Origin of the sequence: Microterricola viridarii (assembly GCF_001542775.1) — a bacterium.
GTDB lineage: Bacteria > Actinomycetota > Actinomycetes > Actinomycetales > Microbacteriaceae > Microterricola > Microterricola viridarii_A.
Genome location: NZ_CP014145.1, coordinates 3,282,976 through 3,302,585 on the forward strand (window position 1 = coordinate 3,282,976; position 19,610 = coordinate 3,302,585).

General features: G+C 69.1%; 19 protein-coding genes. 12 read left to right on the plus strand and 7 right to left on the minus strand.

From position 1 onward, the window contains the following. Positions 1 to 8: 8 nt before the first annotated feature. On the minus strand, positions 9 to 1,280 hold the full coding sequence (locus AWU67_RS17055; RefSeq protein ID WP_082717049.1) for a DUF6226 family protein: 1,272 nt from the start codon (positions 1,278 to 1,280) through the stop codon (positions 9 to 11). A gap of 266 nt (positions 1,281 to 1,546) precedes the next feature. Here AWU67_RS17055 and AWU67_RS15070 point away from each other — a divergent pair, with 266 nt between their 5' ends. Together AWU67_RS15070 and AWU67_RS15075 are read left to right on the plus strand one after the other, a co-directional pair. Further along, entirely contained in the window at positions 1,547 to 1,963 is a 417-nt protein-coding gene (locus AWU67_RS15070; RefSeq protein WP_067230885.1) for a YciI family protein, read from the plus strand. Further along, entirely contained in the window at positions 1,960 to 3,357 is a 1,398-nt protein-coding gene (locus AWU67_RS15075) for an RNA polymerase sigma factor (RefSeq protein ID WP_082717050.1), read from the plus strand. The genes AWU67_RS15070 and AWU67_RS15075 overlap by 4 nt, the downstream gene beginning before the upstream one ends. Before the next feature lie 19 nt (positions 3,358 to 3,376). Here the strand turns inward: AWU67_RS15075 and AWU67_RS15080 are convergent, their stop codons facing one another. Together AWU67_RS15080 and AWU67_RS15085 are read right to left on the minus strand one after the other, a co-directional pair. Next, the gene (locus AWU67_RS15080) at positions 3,377 to 4,042 is read right to left on the minus strand and encodes a GntR family transcriptional regulator (RefSeq protein ID WP_067230892.1); all 666 of its coding nucleotides are present in this window, start codon (positions 4,040 to 4,042) and stop codon (positions 3,377 to 3,379) included. 121 nt (positions 4,043 to 4,163) lie between these two features. Next, positions 4,164 to 4,736 (minus strand): DUF1097 domain-containing protein, encoded by a 573-nt coding sequence (locus AWU67_RS15085; protein WP_129586742.1) that lies wholly within the window; start codon positions 4,734 to 4,736, stop codon positions 4,164 to 4,166. Between the two features lie 278 nt (positions 4,737 to 5,014). On the opposite strand from AWU67_RS15085, the gene AWU67_RS15090 reads away from it, so the two are divergent. The 10 genes from AWU67_RS15090 to AWU67_RS15135 all read left to right on the plus strand — a co-directional run bounded on the left by AWU67_RS15090 (position 5,015) and on the right by AWU67_RS15135 (position 14,960). Further along, entirely contained in the window at positions 5,015 to 5,677 is a 663-nt protein-coding gene (locus AWU67_RS15090) for an MBL fold metallo-hydrolase (protein WP_234407280.1), read from the plus strand. Between the two features lie 24 nt (positions 5,678 to 5,701). Further along, on the plus strand, positions 5,702 to 6,487 hold the full coding sequence (locus AWU67_RS15095) for an NAD-dependent epimerase/dehydratase family protein (RefSeq protein ID WP_067230903.1): 786 nt from the start codon (positions 5,702 to 5,704) through the stop codon (positions 6,485 to 6,487). After that, on the plus strand, positions 6,484 to 7,479 hold the full coding sequence (locus AWU67_RS15100) for a phosphoglycerate dehydrogenase (protein ID WP_067230905.1): 996 nt from the start codon (positions 6,484 to 6,486) through the stop codon (positions 7,477 to 7,479). The genes AWU67_RS15095 and AWU67_RS15100 overlap by 4 nt, the downstream gene beginning before the upstream one ends. After that, positions 7,476 to 8,282 (plus strand): hydroxypyruvate isomerase family protein, encoded by an 807-nt coding sequence (locus AWU67_RS15105; RefSeq protein ID WP_082717052.1) that lies wholly within the window; start codon positions 7,476 to 7,478, stop codon positions 8,280 to 8,282. Before AWU67_RS15100 ends, AWU67_RS15105 begins: the two co-directional genes overlap by 4 nt. After that, positions 8,279 to 8,947 carry a hypothetical protein gene (locus AWU67_RS15110; protein WP_067230909.1) on the plus strand — a complete coding sequence of 223 codons (669 nt, stop codon included), beginning with the start codon at positions 8,279 to 8,281 and terminating at the stop codon, positions 8,945 to 8,947. Before AWU67_RS15105 ends, AWU67_RS15110 begins: the two co-directional genes overlap by 4 nt. Beyond that, positions 8,944 to 10,170: a 3-oxo-tetronate kinase gene (gene otnK / locus AWU67_RS15115; RefSeq protein ID WP_067230913.1), complete on the plus strand. Its 1,227-nt coding sequence runs from the start codon at positions 8,944 to 8,946 to the stop codon at positions 10,168 to 10,170. Before AWU67_RS15110 ends, otnK begins: the two co-directional genes overlap by 4 nt. Beyond that, complete coding sequence (locus AWU67_RS15120; RefSeq protein WP_067230916.1) at positions 10,167 to 10,817, plus strand: class II aldolase/adducin family protein; 651 nt, start codon at positions 10,167 to 10,169, stop codon at positions 10,815 to 10,817. Before otnK ends, AWU67_RS15120 begins: the two co-directional genes overlap by 4 nt. After that, positions 10,814 to 11,491: a substrate-binding domain-containing protein gene (locus tag AWU67_RS15125; RefSeq protein WP_067230919.1), complete on the plus strand. Its 678-nt coding sequence runs from the start codon at positions 10,814 to 10,816 to the stop codon at positions 11,489 to 11,491. Before AWU67_RS15120 ends, AWU67_RS15125 begins: the two co-directional genes overlap by 4 nt. Before the next feature lie 93 nt (positions 11,492 to 11,584). Beyond that, positions 11,585 to 12,574, plus strand: coding sequence for a nucleoside hydrolase (locus AWU67_RS15130; protein ID WP_082717053.1), 990 nt, complete (start codon positions 11,585 to 11,587; stop codon positions 12,572 to 12,574). Between the two features lie 142 nt (positions 12,575 to 12,716). Continuing rightward, the gene (locus tag AWU67_RS15135; RefSeq protein WP_082717054.1) at positions 12,717 to 14,960 is read left to right on the plus strand and encodes a heavy metal translocating P-type ATPase; all 2,244 of its coding nucleotides are present in this window, start codon (positions 12,717 to 12,719) and stop codon (positions 14,958 to 14,960) included. Positions 14,961 to 15,002: 42 nt separating this feature from the next. Here the strand turns inward: AWU67_RS15135 and AWU67_RS15140 are convergent, their stop codons facing one another. From AWU67_RS15140 to AWU67_RS15155, 4 genes are all read right to left on the minus strand, one after another. Then, positions 15,003 to 15,509 carry a hypothetical protein gene (locus AWU67_RS15140; protein WP_151200851.1) on the minus strand — a complete coding sequence of 169 codons (507 nt, stop codon included), beginning with the start codon at positions 15,507 to 15,509 and terminating at the stop codon, positions 15,003 to 15,005. Positions 15,510 to 15,536: 27 nt separating this feature from the next. Next, positions 15,537 to 16,493, minus strand: coding sequence for a nucleoside hydrolase (locus AWU67_RS15145; protein WP_067230931.1), 957 nt, complete (start codon positions 16,491 to 16,493; stop codon positions 15,537 to 15,539). Between the two features lie 92 nt (positions 16,494 to 16,585). Next, positions 16,586 to 17,902 carry an MFS transporter gene (locus AWU67_RS15150; RefSeq protein ID WP_067230935.1) on the minus strand — a complete coding sequence of 439 codons (1,317 nt, stop codon included), beginning with the start codon at positions 17,900 to 17,902 and terminating at the stop codon, positions 16,586 to 16,588. Positions 17,903 to 18,436: 534 nt separating this feature from the next. After that, positions 18,437 to 19,537 carry an AI-2E family transporter gene (locus AWU67_RS15155; RefSeq protein WP_067230938.1) on the minus strand — a complete coding sequence of 367 codons (1,101 nt, stop codon included), beginning with the start codon at positions 19,535 to 19,537 and terminating at the stop codon, positions 18,437 to 18,439. Positions 19,538 to 19,610 lie beyond the last annotated feature (73 nt).

Consider the following 19,610-nt stretch of genomic DNA (forward strand, 5'->3'; position numbering starts at 1 on the left):
CGCTCGGCTCAGCCGCGGCGGGGCCAGGCCTGCCAACCGCGGGGGAGTGCGGCGAGCGTGGCCGCCGCCGCATCCAGTCGCTCTTCGGGGATCGTCGTCGGGGCGCCGCCGTTGCCGCTTCGCCACCCCGTCTGCGTGCCGCCCTCGTCGAAGCTGACCAAGCTGTACAGCGTCTCGCCGGCTGAGCCCAGCGGGAACTCCTCGGCGTAGCCGCCGCCGGCGACGCCGAGCACCAACTCCTCGACCTCGGCGGCCTGGTTCTCGGCCGTCTCGTCGCAGGCGTCGCAGCCGCAGATCGGGTACGGGAAGGTGTGCAGCAGTCCGGCCTCGACGAAGACGCCCGGAAAGTTCGTGAACGCGAAGCTGAGCGGTGCGGCATCCGGGTGCTCGGGGATGACCCGCACGAGCGCGGTCACGCCGTCTTGCGGGTGCAGCAGCGGCGGATCGAAGCCGCCGTCGGGGCCGGGCTGCTCGCGCCGCACCGTCACCGCGAATGCCCGCTCGAGGTGGTCGATCAACGCCTCGGCGACGGTGTGCAACCCGGCGAAGCGCTCGGGGTGGCTGACCGTGCTGTAGCTGTCGGGGTCTGGGCTGCCGGCGCCCCAGCGCTCGCCGTAGGGGATCCGCTGGCCGTCGTCGCCGCAGTACTCGGCAGCTGACAGCTCGGGTCGCGTGTACGTGGGGGCCCCGGATGGCGCAGGCGCCGGCGCGGGCCAGGCGCGCAGCCGGGCCTCCCGCTCCCGCTCCGCGGCCGCCTCGCGCGCATCGGCCTGCTCCGCGGCGGCCCACGCGCCCAAGGTCGCCGCGAGCTCCTCGACGGCGGGCGCGGGGGAGCCGGTTCCGTCGCCGTCGGCGGGCACCGGGGCGATCGCGTCCAGAATCCCGTCGATGTCGAAGCTCATCCGCCCGGCGCCGACCTCCGGCGTCCGGCCCGGTGCGGTGGCGCGCCAGTCGGCGTCGGTGCGCAGGGCGGCGATCGTGTTGCCGATGAAGATCGTCGTTGCCGAGCGCAGCCGCTCGTCACCGCGCAGGTCGGCGGCGTGCGCCCGGACGAAACGGAGCAGGGCGAGCGGGTCGCCGGCCAGCTCGACCGGGTCGACCCCGCGTCGCGCGGCGAACACGAGGAGCAGAGCGTAGCCCTCGACGTGGCGAACCGGGGCCGGGGTCACGGCGGGCTCCGCCTCCACGTCGCCGCTGAGGATCGCCCAGCCGAAACTCCCGTCGCCCGGCTCCGGCATCGGCTGCGCCGGCCCGTCGAACACGTCCTCATGCACGCTCATGGGCCGAGCCTAGCCCCGAAGCGGCCGAAGCCGACCCGGTCGGCTCACTCGCCCCGGCGGGAGTCGCCCCTCCCGTTGGCTCGAGGGAGCGCCAGCGACCGAAGCCAACGCGCGCGGGGCACTGTCGCAGCGGCATCCGCGATCGTACTGTTGAGCCAGCAGAAATCTTTGCCGCGATTTTCGGATGCCGTGTCGATCTGGGCCCTGCCCGTTCGACGTCTAGGTATGAGGCGGTTCTGCCTCGCACCGATCGAAAGGGAACGACCATGAAGTTCATGATGCTGTTGCAGTCCGACGAGTCGAACTCCGTCACCAACGGGCCGGACGACGACGCGCTCAACCGGATGGGCAGGTACAACGAGGAGCTCATCAAGGCCGGCGTCATCCTGGCCGGCGAGGGCCTGCACCCGACCTCGGAGGGCGTGCGCCTGACGTACGACGGCGACGACCGCACCGTGGTCGACGGCCCGTTCACCGAGTCGAAGGAGCTGCTCGCCGGCTTCTGGATCATCGATGTCGCTTCCAAGGAGGAGGCGATCGAGTGGGCCAAGCGCATCCCGATCCCCGAGGGCCAGGTCGAGGTGCGCCAGGTGTTCGAGCTCGCCGACTTCGACCAGAGCAACGAGTACGTGCAGAAGGAGAAGGTCTGGCGCGAGGAGATGGGCACGTCGCGCACCGCGTGAGCGAAGGCGCGGGGGCCCCAGCATCGCCCGCGACAGACGTCGCGGGCGATGCTGCGCGGCGCGCGGTCGAGGCGGTGTGGCGGATCGAGTCCGGCCGCCTGATCGCCGCACTGGCGCGCGTGACCGGCGACGTGGGCCTGGCCGAGGAGCTCGCCCAGGACGCCCTGGTCGCGGCGCTGGAGCAGTGGCCGCAGTCCGGGGTTCCGCGCAACCCCGGCGCGTGGCTCACCACGGTGGCCAAGCGCCGCGCCATCGACCAGTGGCGCAGGCAGGCCGCGTTCGAGCAGCGGGCGACGGCGCTCGCCGCCGAGCTGCAGGCGGCGGATGCCGCGGCCGGGGCCGCCGCCCTGGCATCCGGAACCGCGCCGGCCGCCACGGCCTCGACCGTGCTCGCCGGGGCCCCGCTCTCGGTGCAGACCCGGCCAGACCTGGCCGTGCTGCAACCGATCGACGACGAGCTGTTGCGGCTCATCTTCGTCGCCTGCCACCCGGTGCTCGGCCGCGACGCCCGGATCGCGCTCACGCTGCGCCTGCTGGGTGGGTTGAGCGCCGAGCAGATCGCGCGCGCCTTCGTCGTGCCGACCGCGACGATGCAGCAGCGCATCGTGCGAGCCAAGAAGACGCTCTCCGCTGCCGGGGTGCCGTTCGAGGTGCCGGAGCGGAGCGAGTTCGAGGCCCGGCTCGACTCGGTGCTCGCGGTGATCTACCTGATCTACAACGAGGGCTATTCGGCGAGCTCCGGCGACGACTGGATGCGGCCTGAGCTCTGCCGCGAGGCGCTGCGGCTCGGCCGCGTACTGGCCGAGCTGCTGCCGCGCGAGCCGGAGGTGCACGGGCTTGTCGCGCTGATGGAGATCCAGTCGTCGCGGCTCGGAGCGCGCACCACGCGGGAAGGCGAGCCGATCTTGCTGCTCGAACAGGACCGCGGCCGCTGGAACCAGCTGCTGATCCGGCGCGGCCTGGCGGCGCTCGACCGGGCCAGGCGCTGCGCCGCTGCCCGCGGGGCAGACGCCGGCAGCTACCAGCTGCAGGCCGAGATCGCCGCCTGCCATGCCCGCGCGCTGACCCCGGATGCCACCGACTGGGCGCAGATCGCCGGCATCTACGAGCGGCTGGCCCGCCGGGTGCCCTCGCCGGTGGTCGACCTCAACCGCGCGGTGGCGCTGTCGATGGCCCGCGGGCCGGCGGTCGGGCTGGTGTTGGTAGACGCTCTCGTGGCCGAGGGGCGGCTCTCCGGCTACCACCTGCTGCCGAGCGTGCGGGCCGACCTCTTGCAGAAGCTGGGTCGCCGGGAGGAGGCTCGAGAGGAGTACGAGCGCGCGGCGGCGCTGGCCGGCAACGAGCGGGACCGTGCCCTGCTGCTGAACCGGGCGCGCGCACTGCGGCGCGGCTAGAGGCGTTCGGCGCGGTGCGTCAGGCCTCGAGCAGGCGCTCGGTTGCGCCGATCACGTGTTCGCGCATGGCTGCCGCGGCGGCGGGCCCGTCGCCGGACGCGATCGCGTCGAGGATCGAGCTGTGCTCCGGCGCCGCGAACTTCGCACCAGTGCGTCCCAGCTTGGAGAAGAGACGGAAACGCTGGATCTGCCCGCCGAGCGCGGTGTAGGCAATCGCCAGGAACGGGTTGCCGGCCTGCGCGGCGATCAGCATGTGGAAGCGGTCGTCCGAGCGCCAGTACTGGTTGAATCCCTCCGCCGCGACATCGGCGAGGGCTGCGGACTGGTGGAACTCGTCGACCGTATCGCGCAGCGCGCTGATGAATTCGTCGGTCTTGCGCAGCGCGGCCTGCTCGGCCAACGTCGGCTCCAGCACGAGGCGAGCCTCCATCAGCTGCTGTACCTCGAGCCGGGTCATCATCGGGGCGACGCGGTATCCGCGCAGCGCCTCACGCTCGACCAGACCGGTGTGCTCGAGCCGGGCCAGCGCTTCGCGCAGGGGCGTCTGACTCACATCGAGTTCGCGGGAGAGCGCGCCGATGTTCAGGCTCTGGCCTGCGCCGCGATCGCCGGACATGAACTGCTGAAGCAGGACGTCGTACATTTGATCGGCAATCGGCCGCTTGGTCCCTGGCTGCTCGATCATCCTCACAGCTTAGCCTCAACATTGACGCGGTTGCGGGCGCTCGCAGAGCGGAATGTCGAGTTCGTTCCGACAGGGTTCGGCGGCCCAGAACATGCTGGCGGTGCGGCCGATCCGGCACGATTCATGCGCGTTCGGCGCGCGGCCGGCCTGTCAGGCGGTTGTAGATCACGTAGAAGACGAGACCGGTCAGGTTCATCGACACCGTGACAAGCAGGGCGGCGAGGATGTTGCCGGAGATGGCTGCCGTGGTGCTGAGGAACACGGCGAAGAGTGTCGAGAACCCAATGAACATCCCCGGCACGGAACTCAGCGCTGGCGCCCGCCCGACCATGATCATCAATGGGTTCGCGACGGCGAGTACTGCCGCCGCACACACCCACTGCGGCAGGTCTGGGCCCAGCACGGATTCGAGGGCGGAGGTCGCCGCGAGAGTGCCGGCCCCGAACACCGCCCCGATCGCCAGGCAGCGTGCGAGAACCGGCAGCCGCGCTGGTCTGCCCGTTCCGGCCAGGCCCGCCGCGGCCCACCCGAGGAAGATCCCGTAGGTCGGCACGCCGAGCAGCGCCCCCAGCGCAACGGTCGACACGGCAAGCAGGGTCGCGGCGATCTCGGGTGGCAGCGCCAGTCGGAACCGGCCCGCCCGCCCTTCCATGGGGGGAGCCTGCTGCTCGCGGACATTCAGATCGGTACTCACGCTCCGCCTTCGGCAGTGATCGGTCGGTCTTGGACAGCCCACGAAGCGCGCCCGTTTCTGAGCCGCTCCTGTGAGTGGCAACGCCGAGTTAGCCTCGTTCCAGAGGGTGCTGTAGTCTGTGGCAACGGCTATAGTATAGCCGTTGAGAGTTTGGAGGCGATGATGCACAGGAGCGTATCGACGACGGTGAGGTCGTCATGAACGCGTACAGCGCCCACCCACTTGTAGAGGGATTCCCCGGCAAATCGTCTTCGCACGGTGCATTCGGATGGAGCAGCATGTGGCTCCTCGACGATGGCGAGCGGCGGGTTCTCGTCGACGCGGGTCAGCCCGCGTACATCCCTCTGATTCACGACGGCCTGGCCGCGCTGGGGCTGACCCCGGATGACGTCACCGACGTTCTGCTCACCCACATGCACTGGGACCACGTGGCCAACTTCACCATGTTCGCCAATGCGACGACCTGGGTGGGGGAGAAGGAGCTTGCCTGGGCCGCCGAGCAGCCGGCCGGAACGAAGTTCATCCCCGATCTGCACGTGCAGGAGCTGCTGCGGCGCACCGAGGGCGTCGAGCGGATCTCCGCCGGTCAGGAGTTCCTGCCGGGGATCCACGCGATCGCGAGCCCGGGGCACACGCCCCATCACCTCGCATTCTTCACGGAGCGCACGCCGGAGAGCATGATCTTCGCCGGCGACTCCGTCAAGAACATCCACGAGCTCGCGACGCTGCGCGCCGACTCGAGCATGGACGACGAGCAGAGCGTGTCGACGATCGACCGCCTGCGCTCACTTCTCACAGACACCTCGGGTCTGCTCCTCCCCGGCCACGACGTCGGGCTCACCGTCGTCGACGGCGAGGTGCAGCGTGTGCGACCGCAGCACGCGGTCATCGGCTACTTCGCCGACGCGACCGGTGGCGAGCAAGACCGCAGCATCGGCTGAGCCCGCTGCGACGAAAGGACCAAGATGACAACTGTGCTGTACACCGGTGGCACCGGACGAATGGGCGGCGTGATCCGCGAGGGCCTCGCCGGGCGCTACGACCGCGTCGTTCTCTACGCGCGGAGCGAGAGCGACCAGCCGCTGCACGCCAATGAGGAGATCGTCATCGGCGACCTCGCCGACCTTGAGCGGCTCACCGAGGCGGCAGCGGGCGTCGACGTCATCGTGCACCTCGGCGGTGTCGCCGATGAGGCGCCGTACGAGGCGATCCGCACCTCCAACATCGACGGCACGTACAACGTCTACGAGGCGGCACGTCGGGCCGGGGTGCGCCGGGTCGTCTACGCGAGTTCGAACCACGTCGTCGGGTTCCACCCGGCCAGCGAGGTGCTGGACGAGACCGCGCCGCTGCGCCCGGACACCTACTACGGCGTGTCCAAGGCATTCGGTGAGGCGCTCGCGAGCCTCTATCACGACAAGTGGGGGATTGAATCGGTGCTCCTGCGCATCGGCACATTCCGCCCCGCCCCCGAAGATCGACGACAGCTCGGGCTCTGGCTGAGCTGGCCAGACGGCGTCGAACTGACGCGCTGCGCGATCGAGAGCGGCCCCGTCGGCTGCCAGGTCGTCTACGGCTGCTCGGCGAACACCGATCGCTGGTGGAACGCCGATGCCGGCTGGGCCGCAATCGGCTTCGTCCCGAAGGATGACGCCGCCAACCACACCGAAGGCGTCGACTTCGCCGCCGCTGCGCCGGAATTCCACGGCGGAGCGTTCACCGCTTCTAGCTACGAGGGAGGGATCTGGTGAGCACCGCCGCCGATTTCACCGATGTCCTGATCACCACCGCCTTCCTGCACGCAGGCGACGAGGCCGACCGGATGCTGCGCGCAGCCGGGCTGACCACCCGTCACGTGCCGGACCTCGCCGTGCTGCCGACCGCCGAGCGTGCCCAGCTGCTGGCCGGGTCTCGCGCCATCATCGCGGGCACCATGCCGCTCACCGCCGCAGACCTGAGTGCGGCCGAGCGTCTGGAGATCGTCGTGCGCACCGGTGTCGGCTACGACAGCGTCGACGTTGCCACGGCGACGGCTCGCAACATTCCGGTTTGCATCACCGCCGGAGCCAACCGACAGGCCGTCGCCGAGCACGTCTTCGCGCTGATGCTGGCCACCGCGCGTCGCGTGCCGGAGAACATCCAGAACCTGGCGAACGGCAGCTGGCAGCAGCTGACCGGTCGGGAGCTGCGCGGGGCGACCCTCGGCATCCTCGGTCTCGGTTCCATCGGTAAGGCCGTCGCCGGAATCGCCGCCGGATTCGGCATGGAGATCGTGGCGTACGACCCGTACTTCGACGAGGACTTCGCCGCGGCCAACGGCATCCGTCGGGCGGAGCTCGATGAGGTTCTGGCGCAGGCGGACGTCGTCACGCTGCACCTGTTCCTCGACGACTCGACGCGCAATCTCATCAACGCCGACCGCCTGCGCACCATGAAGTCCGACTCGATCCTGATCAACACCGCGCGCGGTGGGATCGTCGACGAGGACGCGCTGGTTGACGCCGTGCGCAACGGCGTGATCGGCGGCGCGGCGCTCGACGTGTTCGCCACCGAGCCGTTGCCCCAGGACAGCCCGCTGCTGCACACGCCGGGAATCCTCGCGACCACGCACGTCGCCGGAGCGACGCGCGAGGCTCGCGGAACGTCCGGCCTGATGGCCGCAGCCAACGTCATCGACGTGCTCGGCGGCGTCGCCGCACCCCAGTTCGTGGTGAATCCCGGCTACGAGGCGGTGCTCGCGTGATCGTCGAGACGAGCTCCGGCCCCGTCCGGCTCGCAGCGAACCTCAAGTGGATGTACACCGAGGTTCCGTTCGAGCAGCGCTTCGACGCGGCCGCCGCCTCGGGGTTCACCGGCGTGGAATTCGCCTCGCCATACGAACTGCCGGCCGACGCGATCCGGCGGATGCTCGACCAGGCCGGTCTCGAGCAGGTGCTGATCAACACACCGGCGGGGCCGGCAGGCTCGGCGACGGTCATGGGCGCTGCCTTCGTGCCCGGCGCGCGCGACGAGTTCCGCGCCGGAGTGCTCTCCGCGCTGGAGTACGCGACGGTCCTCGGCACACCCGTGATCCACGTGATGGCTGGACTGCGACCAACCGACGCCGATCCTGAACTCGCCTTCGCGGGCTACGTTGCGAACATCGGCTGGGCGGCCGAACAGGCGCGCAGCGCCGGCATCCGCATTGTGCTCGAGGCGATCAACAAGCGGGACCAGCCGCGCTACGGCCTGGAGTCCATGGAGACGGCAGCCGCAGTCGCCGAAGCCGTCGATCCCAGCACGGTCGGCGTGCTCTTCGACGTCTATCACGCGCAGGTCGATCGCGGGAATGTGATCGAGCGCTTCGAGCGCCTCGCCCCGCTCGTCGGGCACGTTCAGATCGCCGACAACCCCGGACGGGGCGAACCCGGCACGGGGGAGATCGCCTATGAGCGGGTACTCGCCCGGATCGCCGGCAGCGGCTACGCGGGCTGGATCGGCTGCGAGTACGGACCCGTCGCCGACACCCACGATGGCCTGACATGGACAGAGAGGATCAGCGCATGAGCGACGCACGCATCGCACTCATCAGCGCAACGCCGTTGGCAATCGGCCCGGCAGCGGCCGCGATGAGCGAGGCGTTCCCGACCGGGACCGTCTGGAACCTGCTCGACGACCGCCTGCTCGCCGATGCCCAGCTCGAGGGTGGCATCAGCGCGCCACTGGCCGCGCGGATGGACCAGCTCATCGAGCTGGCGATTGCCGGAGGAGCCGACGGCGTGCTGCTGACCTGCTCGCAGTACGGCGCACGCGCCGACGTTCGCGACGTCACCGCCGACGGCGTCGCCGTGCTGTCAGCCGACGGGCCCCTCTTCGCCGAGGCCGCTGCGCACCGCCCCGCGCGCGTGCTGCTCGTTGCCTCACTGGACTCCGCGGCCGCGGACAGCTCCACGCGTCTCGCCGCCGCCTTCGAATCGGCCGGCGTCCAGACTGAGATCCGACCGCTCGTCGTCCCGGCCGCATCAAAGCCGCTCCCCGCCGAGCGTCTCGCGGAGGTGCTCGTGGATGCCGTGGCGGCCGTCGCGGCCGACTACGAGCTGATCGTGCTCGCCCAGTTCTCGCTGGCGCCCGCCGCCGCCGCTCTCGCCGAGCGCTTCGGCGTTCCGACGCTCGACGGCCCGCGTGCCGCCGCTGTCCGGTTGGCGGCCGACATCGACGGGCGCGGTCGATGATCGGGGTCATCGCCGATGACGTCACCGGCGCGACCGACGTCGCAGCGGCCCTCAGCCGATCCGGCCTGCGGACGCTGCTCTCCTTGACCGCCGATATCGGCGAGGGGGCTGGCGACGCCGACGCCATCGTGATCGGGCTGAAGACCAGGTCGATCGCGGTGGAGGAGGCCGTCGCGCAGAGCCTCGCCGCGCTCGCGGCACTCCAGCGCTTGGGGGCCGATCGCTTCTACTTGAAGTACTGCTCGACCTTCGATTCGACGGCGGAGGGCAACATCGGCTCCGTGACCGAGGCGCTCGCGGCTGCGCTCGGCACCGACCTCGTCGTGACGACCCCCGCAGCACCGCTGCACGGCCGAACGGTCTACCGCGGGCACCTCTTCGTCGGCGACGCCCTGCTGCACGAGACCCATATGCGCGAGCACCCGGTCACCCCCATGCGTGACTCCTCTGTGCCGAGGCTGCTCGCCCCGCAGGTGAGCGGGACCGTCGACATGCTCCCGCTCGAGACGGTTCGCGACGGCGCTGAGTCGGTCCGTGCCGGCATCGCCGCCGCCGCGGCATCCGGCATCGGGCATCTCGTCGTCGATGCGGTCATCGAAGTCGACCTCGCCGTCATCGCGGAGGCCGTAGACGGCGACGTGCTCGTCGCCGGCTCCGCCGGGCTGATCGGTGCAATCGCGCTGCGCCGCCCGGCGTCGGACCGCGTCGTCGCCGGCCCACCGAGCGGCCGGACGGCGATCCTCGCCGGCAGCTGCTCGCGCCGCACGCTTGAGCAGATCGCACGGTTCCGCGCGAGCGGCGGCGACGCCTTCCAGCTCGTCGCCGAGCCGGGGGAGTCGGCGGCCGAACTCGCCGAGGGCGCCCTGGCGTGGTGGGACGAGCGGCCGGTTGACGCCTCGGCGCTGATCTACTCCTCCAGCCCCGCCGAGGAGCGGGATTCCCGGATTCCCGAACTCGGCGCGCTCTACGAGCAGACCGCCGGCCTCATCGCGACCCAGCTGGCCGACCGCGGCCTGCGCCGGATGCTGATCGCCGGTGGCGAGACCTCTGGCGAGGTCGTCAAAGCGCTCGGAACGCGGACGGCCGTCGTCGGCGAGGAGGCGGCGCTCGGTGCGCCCTGGATCCATGATGCCGACCGCGACCTGCACCTCATCTTGAAGTCAGGGAACTTCGGCGACCCCGAGCTGTTCGTCGACGTGGCACGGAGCGGGGAGTCGCGATGAGCGGCGAAGCCGCCGCGGCGCAGATCGAACGCGTCGCGCGGTCCATCCATCGGCGGGGGCTCACCCACGGCCGCACCGGCAATCTGGCGATCCGCGATGGCGAGCGCATCCTGGTCACGCCGACCGGGGTGAACCTCGGCGAGGTCGAGGCTGGCGAGCTGTCGGTCCTGGATGCCGCCGGGCACCACCTGGGTGGGCCGAAGCCGACGAAGGAAGCATTCCTCCACGTCGCGATGCTGCGGGTGCGTCCCGATCTGAACGCCGTCGTGCACACCCACTCGCTCTACTCGGCCGCGTTGTCGTGCCTGGACGGGCTGGACGAGGAGCGCCCGCTCCCGCCCCTGACGGCGTACTACGGCATGCGGGTCGGCGAGCTTCGGCTGCTGCCGTACTTCGCGCCGGGGGATCCGGCCGCCACGGCCGCCGTCGAGGATGCCGCCCGCGCCGGCCACGCGCTCCTGCTGCGCAACCACGGGCCCGTCGTGGCCGGAGTCGACCTCGATTCAGCGCTCGACGCGCTCGAGGAACTCGAGCACACCGCCCAGGTGTACTTCATCACAACGGGGCACCCCACCGCTCCGCTCACCGCGGAGCGACTGGCCGCACTGACTTCACGCACCCCCTCCGAAAGGACCCCTCCCGCATGATCACCCTCTACAGCGGACTCGTCGTGCAGCAACCGCTCGTCGAATCGCTCATCCCCGAATTCGAGGCCGCGAGCGGCAGCACGGTCGAGGTGACCTTCGAGCCGACCTCGGTGCTGCTGGAGCTCATCGGCGCCGGCGAGCGTCCCGACATGGTCCTCGGAGTCGCCGGCTCGGTTCGGGACCTCGCGGATCAGGGGATTCTCGACGGTGACGCCGTGGCCGAGATCGCGGTCTCGGCCGTCGGATTCGCACGGATGCCCGAGACGCCCGGCCCGGTTGACGGCTCTGTTCAGGCCTTCCTCGACTACCTGGTCAACGCCAGAGCTGTCGCGTACTCACTCTCGGGCGCAAGCGGGAAGCACTTCGCCGAGGTGATGCGCCAGCAGCAGCTGCTTGAGCGCCTCGACGAGCGTGCCGTCCGCTTCCCCGCTGGGCTCACGGCAGAGGCCGTCATCGACGGACGCGCGGATGTCGCGATCCAGCAGGTCAGCGAGCTGCGCTCGGTCGCCGGTCCCCAGATCGTCGAGCCGATCCCGCACGAGCTGCAGTCCTACGCGCGATTCGCGATCGGCGTGCGGGCGGGCGCCCCGGAGGCGGCCGGCGCGTTCGCGTCGTTCATGGCGAGTGAACGTGCGAGCGCGGCGTTCGCTGCCGTCGGGTTGAGCGCCCCCTGATCACCCCCGGCCGTCACGCTTCGCCGTGGTGGCCGACAGAAGCGGAATCCGCGCGACAGAACGACGCGCGGACAGAGAACAGTTAGGAATGTCATGAAGAGAAAAGTTGTAGTGGACACCGACACCGGTGTGGATGACGCGCTGGCGCTGATGCTCCTGGCGGCCGACCCGGAGGTCGAGATCCTGGCCGTGCTGAGCGTCTTCGGCAACTGCCACGGCGACCGCGCGGCCGACAACGCGCGCTACGTGCTCGACACCTGCGGGCGCCAGGACGTGCCGGTCTACCGGGGCTGCGATGTGCCGCTGAAGCAGGAGCTGAAGCTCTCCTCCGGCGTGCACGGCGACGACGGCTTCGGCAACACCGGCCTGCGCCCGGCCGTCTCGGTGCCCACCGAGCCGAACGGCATCCAGATCCTGCTCGACCTCGTCAACGAGCACGAGGGCGAGATCGACTATCTCGCACTCGGCCCGCAGACCAACCTGGCCACGGCTCTTCAGACGGACCCGCTGCTGCTGGAGCGCCTGAAGAGCGTGACGATCGTCGGCACCCTCGGGCCGGCGCTCTACAACGACACCGAGCCGTGGGCCGACCGCCGCTTCCGCGTCTCGCGCGACCCCAACGTCTCCTTCGACATCGACGCCGCGCAGGAGGTGGCGAGCCGTCCGGGCAACGTGACCTGGTGTGGTCCGTACGTGACGCGTCAGGCGCTCGTGCCGGAGAACTTCTTCCTCGACATCGCCGCGTCCACCGGCTACGCGCCGGCCGAGCTGATCACGAAGATCAGCCACGACTACGCCGGCTTCTACTCCCGCTCCTATCCCCAGCCCGACGACGCGCGCGTCATGGGGATCAACGACAGCCTCGCGGTGGCGACGCTGCTGCGCCCCGAGCTCGTCGCGGGTGCCGTCCAGCGGCCGCTGGCGACCTTCGAGGATCCCGAGACGGGCGAGCGGTTCCTGGCCGGCGTGCACCCTGAGAAGGGCGAGACCCGCCCCCAGCACCGCGTGATCTTCGACATGGACTTCAACGGGGTCCTGGAAATGATCGACGAGACGCTGAGGCGCCCGCTCCCCTGGCGCTGAGCGTCCCCGTCGGCCTCCGCTCTGCGCCCTTTGGGGCGGCCTACGCCAGTTCAACTGGCGTAGGCCGCCGGAAGTGGTGCAGAAGCCCACCGGAATACCCCTAGGGGTATATGGTTGGAGCGTGTGACGGAGGGAGCTCACCATGCAGGACGAGACGCACAACGAGAACCACGGACGCGGCGGCCGCGAGGTGAACGCCGGCCACGACATGTCCGCCCCTGACGCGTCCGGCCACGACATTTCAGGGCACGACATGCCTGCCCACGACATGTCGGCGCACCTGGGCCACGACCGGGACGACCACGCCGTGCACTCGCACGGCGAGCACGCCGGGCACAGCGTCGCGATGTTCCGCGACAAGTTCTGGTGGAGCCTCGTCCTCTCGATCCCGGTCGTCTTCTTTAGCCCGATGGTCGCGCACCTGCTCGGCTACCACCTGCCCGAGTTCCCCGGCTCCACCTGGATCGCCCCCGTGCTCGGCACGGTCATCTTCTTCTACGGCGGCATGCCGTTCCTGCAGGGGGCGGTGCGGGAGCTCCGCAACCGCCAGCCCGGCATGATGACGCTCATCGCGATGGCGATTTCCGTCGCCTTCCTCGCCTCCTGGGCGACGAGCCTCGGCCTCGGCCTGGAGCTCGACTTCTGGTGGGAGCTCGCGCTGCTCATCGTGATCATGCTGCTCGGCCACTGGATCGAGATGCGCGCGCTGGGCGCGGCATCCGGGGCCCTGGATGCCTTGGCCGCCCTGCTGCCCGACACCGCCGAGCGGGTGAACGGCGCCGAGACGAGCAACGACATCACCGAGGTGTCGATCGGCGAGCTGGCGGCCGGCGACGTCGTGCTGGTGCGCCCCGGCGGGCGGGTTCCCGCCGACGGCGCCATCGTCGACGGCGCCGCCGAGCTCGACGAGTCGATGATCACGGGGGAGTCCGCCGCGGTGCCCCGCGCCGTTGGCGACACCGTCGTGGCCGGAACGGTCGCCACCGACAGCGCCATCCGGGTGCGCGTCACCGCCGTCGGCGAGCAGACCGCGCTCGCCGGCATCCAGCGGCTCGTCGCCGAGGCGCAGGCCTCCGGCTCGCGCGCCCAGGCGCTCGCCGACCGCGCCGCCGCGCTGCTGTTCTACTTCGCCGCCGGCGCCGGCATCCTCACCTTCATCGCCTGGATGCTCCTCGGCAGCCCGGATGACGCCATCACCCGCACCGTGACCGTGCTCGTGATCGCCTGCCCGCACGCGCTCGGCCTCGCCATCCCGCTGGTCATCGCCATCTCGACCGAGCGCGCGGCCCGCGCCGGCGTGCTGGTGAAGGACCGCCTCGCCCTCGAGCGCATGCGCCACATCGACGTCGTGCTGTTCGACAAGACGGGAACGCTGACCCGCGGCGAGCACGCGGTGACGGATGTCGCCGTCGCCGACGGCCAGCAGCGCGGCGAGGTGCTGCGGCTGGCCGCCGCGGCCGAGCAGTCCAGCGAGCACCCCGTCGCCCGCGCCATCGTTGCGGCGGCGCTCGCAGCCGCGCCCGGTACGGACTGGTTCGGGCAGGTGAGCGACTTCCGTTCCGCCACCGGCGTCGGCGTGCGCGCCCGCGTCGACGGCGTCGAGTTCGCCGTCGGCGGCCCGCGCCTGCTGGAGGACGAGCGGCTGGAGCCGCCTGCCGAGCTGCGGGAGACCATTGACGGCTGGAAGTCCCGCGGCGCCTCGGTGCTCTACCTGGTGCGCGCGGCATCCGTCGCCCAGGTCCCCGACGCCCAGGTCCCCGACGCCCAGGTCCCCGATGCTCGCGCCGCCGTGCTCGGCGCCCTCGCCCTGCAAGACGAGGTGCGGGCCGAGTCGCGCGCGGCCATCACGGCGCTGCACAAGCGCGGCATCCGGGTTGCCATGATCACCGGCGATGCCCGGCAGGTGGCCGAGGCCGTCGGCGCCGACCTCGCGATCGACGAGGTGTTCGCCGAGGTGCTGCCCGGCGACAAGGCCGCCCACGTCGCCGAGCTGCAGGGCCGCGGGCTCCGAGTCGCCATGGTCGGCGACGGCGTGAACGATGCCCCCGCCTTGGCCCGCGCCGACGTCGGCATCGCGATCGGCGCCGGAACCGACGTGGCCGTCGAGTCCGCCGGCGTCGTGCTGGCCAGCAGCGACCCGCGCGCCGTGCTCTCGATCATCGAGCTCTCGCACGCCAGCTACCGCAAGATGGTGCAGAACCTGGTCTGGGCGGCCGGCTACAACATCGTCTCGGTGCCGCTGGCCGCCGGCGTGCTGGCCGGGGTCGGCTTCGTGCTCTCGCCCGCTGCGGGCGCCGTGCTCATGTCGCTCTCGACGATCGTGGTGGCGCTGAACGCCCAGCTGCTGCGCCGGATCAGCCTCGACGCCGCCCGCCTCGCCCCCTGATCACTCCGGTTGGCTCGAGCGCCGCCCCGTCTCATTGCTTCTTCAATCGTCGTAGGAGCGAGCGCGGATCCACGGCATAGGCAGGAGTTCGACGGGGGCCGCTGCGGCGACGACACCGTCCCCCGTGTCGACGAGGACACGCAGATCCTGACCAAACTTCGGGATCAGCTCACGGCACACCCCGCACGGGTTGATGACGTGCGGCACATCGTCAACCCCGAGGCCGACCGAAACGATCGTGGTGATGGCTTCGTCGCCGCCGATCTTCGCGTTGGCGACCGCACTGCTTTCAGCACACACTTTGACGCGCGGGGTGGCGAGACTCACGCCGAGATACACGGCTCCCGAGATGCCGCGTGCCGCGGCGGCAACCCGAACGGCGCCAGGATCGTGCACGCGTGACAGGAGGGCTGAGGCGGCCTCGATGAGTTCCGTGTCTGTGGGGAGGAGTTCTTGAGTCATAGTCGTACCTTTCCGAATACAGGGGACAAAGACAAAGCCTTCGACCGTGTCAAAGACCCACGGCCGAAGGCTTTCACTGCTGGCCACGCTCAGAGCGTGCAGCAGTCCGTCGCACTAGTTCCTGGTGCCGAAGGCGGTGACGGACTCGACGAGCGCGTCTGCCACGGCTGCCGCGTTAATGTCCAGCAACACATCAACGTTGGGGACACCGCCCCAACGGTCAACCATCTGCACGACTGTCTGTCCGCGGGTGTGCTTGCCGTCCAGTTCAACATCGACGCGCAGGTGACGCACCTGGAACCAGTCCGGGTTGATGGCGTAGGCGACGCAGGGAACATCGTTCAGGTGCATGCCTTCTGCCTTCCACTCGGGCATCTCAGTGGTGTCCTGGTGGCGGTCGGGGTAGCCGATCATTTCGCAGAGGGCGCGGCCCATGGGTGAACCTGATGCCCACAGCTTCTCGACCCGGTCAGGGGTGACCGAGAACTTGCGGCACACGTCAAGACCAACCTGCGTGAGCTTGGCGCCAGATTGCACGACGATTTCGGCGGCTTCAGGATCGTTGAAAATGTTCGCGCTGGCAACAGGAGAGGCGTTGCCCCACGTGAGAGCTGCTCCACCCATGTAGATGATGCGACGGACGTTCTCAGCAAACTTCGGCTCCAACGAGATCGCGAGAGCGACGTTCGTGAGCGGTGCGAGCGCCATGATGCTGATCTCGCCCGGGTTTGACATGACGAGGTCGATCATCTTCTGCACGGCCTCGGTGGGGCCGTCGGTGCCGGGAGCCGGATCGGGGTATTCCCAGTACCCAACGCCGCTGGGGCGGTGAATGTGCTCGGCGAAGTTCGGCTCACCGACCAGTGGGCGGGGAGCGCCAACCCAGATCGGCAGGTCGGGGCGACCCGACAGGTGTGTGATCTTCCGTGCGTTGGCGGTTGCCTTCTGCACGTTCACGTTCCCGAAGACGGTGGTGAGCGCCTCGACGTGGAACTTGTCCGTTGCGAGTGCCCAGAACAGTGCGCCGGCGTCGTCGATGCCGGGGTCAGTGTCAATGATGAAGCGTTCCATGGTTCCGTTCTTTCTGTGGTGCCTGTGTCGGTGGGACCCTCCGCGATACCGGCAGCGTTTCCGACGCTGCCGGTATCGCGCAGCGAGTCGGACTACTTACCGACGAAGATGCCGTTGCGCTTCTTGGCCACGAGGTACAGAACCACGCTGATTGCGCACAGGGCGGCGATGTAAATCGGGAACATCCAGAACATGCCCTCGCCCTGCAGCCACAGCAGCAGGAACGAAGCGGTGCCGCCGAAGAGCGCAACACCGAAGCCGTAGCCGAGGCCGAGGCCCGTGCCGCGGATGTGCTGGGGCAGCAACGAGTTGGAGACCGTGACGAAGATCGTCATGTTGAGAAGCAACACGATCGCGCCACCGAACATGACCCCTGCGAAGGTTCCGATGCCGGGCTGTGAGTACAGCAATGACAGGAAGATCGTCGGAATTGCCAGGACGCGAGCAACGACGAAGACCTTCGACATCGCGAAGCGGTCAAGAACCTTGCTGAGGAACAGCGCGCCAAGAGTCATGAAGATTCCGAAGCCCGTGGTGATGGCGAAAACAGCGGCCGGGTCTTCCTGGAAAGCAGCGCGCGCGAGGTTGGGCAGGCCAGCGATCCACGTGTAGTTGTAGGCCTGGATGGCGCCGACGATGAAGACGGTGGCCAGAACGCTCAGCCAGTACTTGCGTACGTCGACCCATACCGAGGGGAGCTGCTTCTTCTCAGACTTTGCTTCGCGCGCGCCGTCGACGTCGAGCGTCTCAGGCAGCGTGCTGCGCAGCCACAGCACGATGAGACCGAACAGACCGCCGATGATGAACGGAATGCGCCAGCCCCACTCTGCGAGGTTGTCACCCGTGAGCAGCTGTGTGAGGAAGAAGATCGACAGTGGTGCGAGCAGGTTTCCGAGGTTGTTGAAGAATCCGAAGAAACCGGAGACATAACCGGGGCGGTTCGGAACCAGTTCGAGTGCGTAGGCGGTGCCGAGCGGTGCCTCGACGCCGGCAGACAGACCCTGCAGCAGACGCATGGCGACGACGATGATCGGAGCGGCAACGCCGATGGTCTCGTATCCCGGCATGACGCCGATGACGAAGCTGCCGAAGGAAACGGCTGCGATGGCGAAGATCATGATCTTGCGGCGGCCGAGACGGTCGGCGATAGATCCGAAGACGATGCCGCCAATGGGGCGAGCAATGAATCCAACGGCGAAGACGGCGAGCGCATTCAGTGTCGATGCGAATTCGTTGTCTGCGGGGAAGAAGTGGGCCCCAAGGTAGGAAGAGAGCAGACCGAAGATCGCCCAGTCGTACCATTCGAGGGCGTGGCCCCAGCTGAGCGCGCGAAGGTTCTTACGCTCGGTTTTGGTGGCGTTGCCTGTCAGCTGTGCTGACGTGGGTGCCGTGACGTCTTGTGTGATCATGGAGCTCCCTTGCTCAACTTTCCCGGGGGATAGTCCTCAATTTCTGCGAACGCCTCGGTTCGGGCGGCAGGTCTCAGATCACTATAGTATAGCGCGAACGGTTTGGGCGTTCGGATTTTGCCACAGGGTGACGACGGCGCAATTCCACGCAGTTTCGTCAGAAAATGACGCCGCTGCCGGCTGCGCCATTCGAGATCAGCACGGGGCATACAAACGCCTGACCAGCCAACTGTTGCTGCCAGCCAGCACAATGAACCAGACTCAAACGAACGACGCTGAGCTGCCGAAGGCCGCTGCTTCCACGCCTGGGATCGGGCTCGGCTGGCGCCGGCCTCGCGTGGGCAGAAGGCGCCTGCCGCCTGATCCCCGGCTCCCGCTGGTTGAGCCTGTCGAAACCTGCTCTCCCTCCCGTTGGTCGAGTAGGCCCGCTAGGGCCGGATCAGACCCGGTTTCCGGCGGGAGGCCGTCTCTCGTGCGGGGTCTCGATACGCTCGTTCCTCGCTACTCGACCAGCGGGTTGGGAGGCGGCGGGCGCTAGCTGCGGGCCTTCGCCGGGATCAGCACCTCGCGGATCAGCAGGATGATTCCGGCTGAGATCGGGATCGCGACGAGGGCGCCGCCGAGGCCTGCCAGCGTGCCGCCGGCGAGGGCCGAAATCAGCACGATCGAACCGGGCACCTGCACCGCCTTGCTCATCACGCGCGGGGTGAGGATGTACGCCTCCACCTGCATGTAGATCAGCATCGAGATCAGGGTGATCAGTGCCGCCGTCGGCGAGACGAAGAGCGCGATAACCGTCATGAACGCCGTCGTGATGACCGTACCGATGAGCGGGATCAGCGTGATGAAGAACACGATGACGCCGACGATGAACGCGAAGCTCACGCCGACCAGGCTGAGCACGATCACGCTGAACACCGAGTTGATGAACGCCAGCACGACCATGCCGCTCAGGTAGCGTCCGACGGAGTCCAAGATCCTATTCGAGTACCCGCTGAACACCTCACGGTGGGATGCCGCGACGAGCGAGTAGGCGGCGGTCTTCATGGTGTCGAGGCCCGCCACGAACCAGATGGTGAGCACCGCGACGAAGAAGGCGCTGCTCACGGCATCCGTCACGGCGACGCCCACCTGCACTGCCCCGCCGCCGATCGTCGCCCAGAACTTCGGGTCGGAGATCGTCTTCTGGGCCCAGTCGGTGATGTTGCCGATGACGCCGCCGGTGCGCTCGTCGAGCTGGGCGAACCAGCCGCTCGACTCCAGCGCAGCGAACTGTGCGGGCACCGTGCGCACGAATTCCTGGATCTGACCGACCAGGAACGGGATCACGATGAGCAGGATCGTGGCGATCAGCCCGACGATGAGCGCGATCACGGTGACGATCGCCCAGCCCCGGGGCAGCCCGAGCTTCTGGAACCAGCGCAGCAGCGGGTCGAGCCCCAGGCTGATGAACAGCGCGGCGAACACCGAGATGAGCACGGAGCTGAGGTTGAACAGCGTGAGCGCGAGCACCAGGGCGATGAGCACGCCGATCGTCACCGTGAAGCCCCAGCGCAGCGGGTGCTCGTGGAACATACTCGGCTTCGGGTTGTGCTGCTCGGCGCGTGCGCGGTGCACGATCGTTCCGCGTGGCATGGGTGGCCCCCTCGTTGTGGCAGCCTCGTGGCCGCCGACTCGTTGCCAACAGTATGTCCTGCCGGGGGAGCGG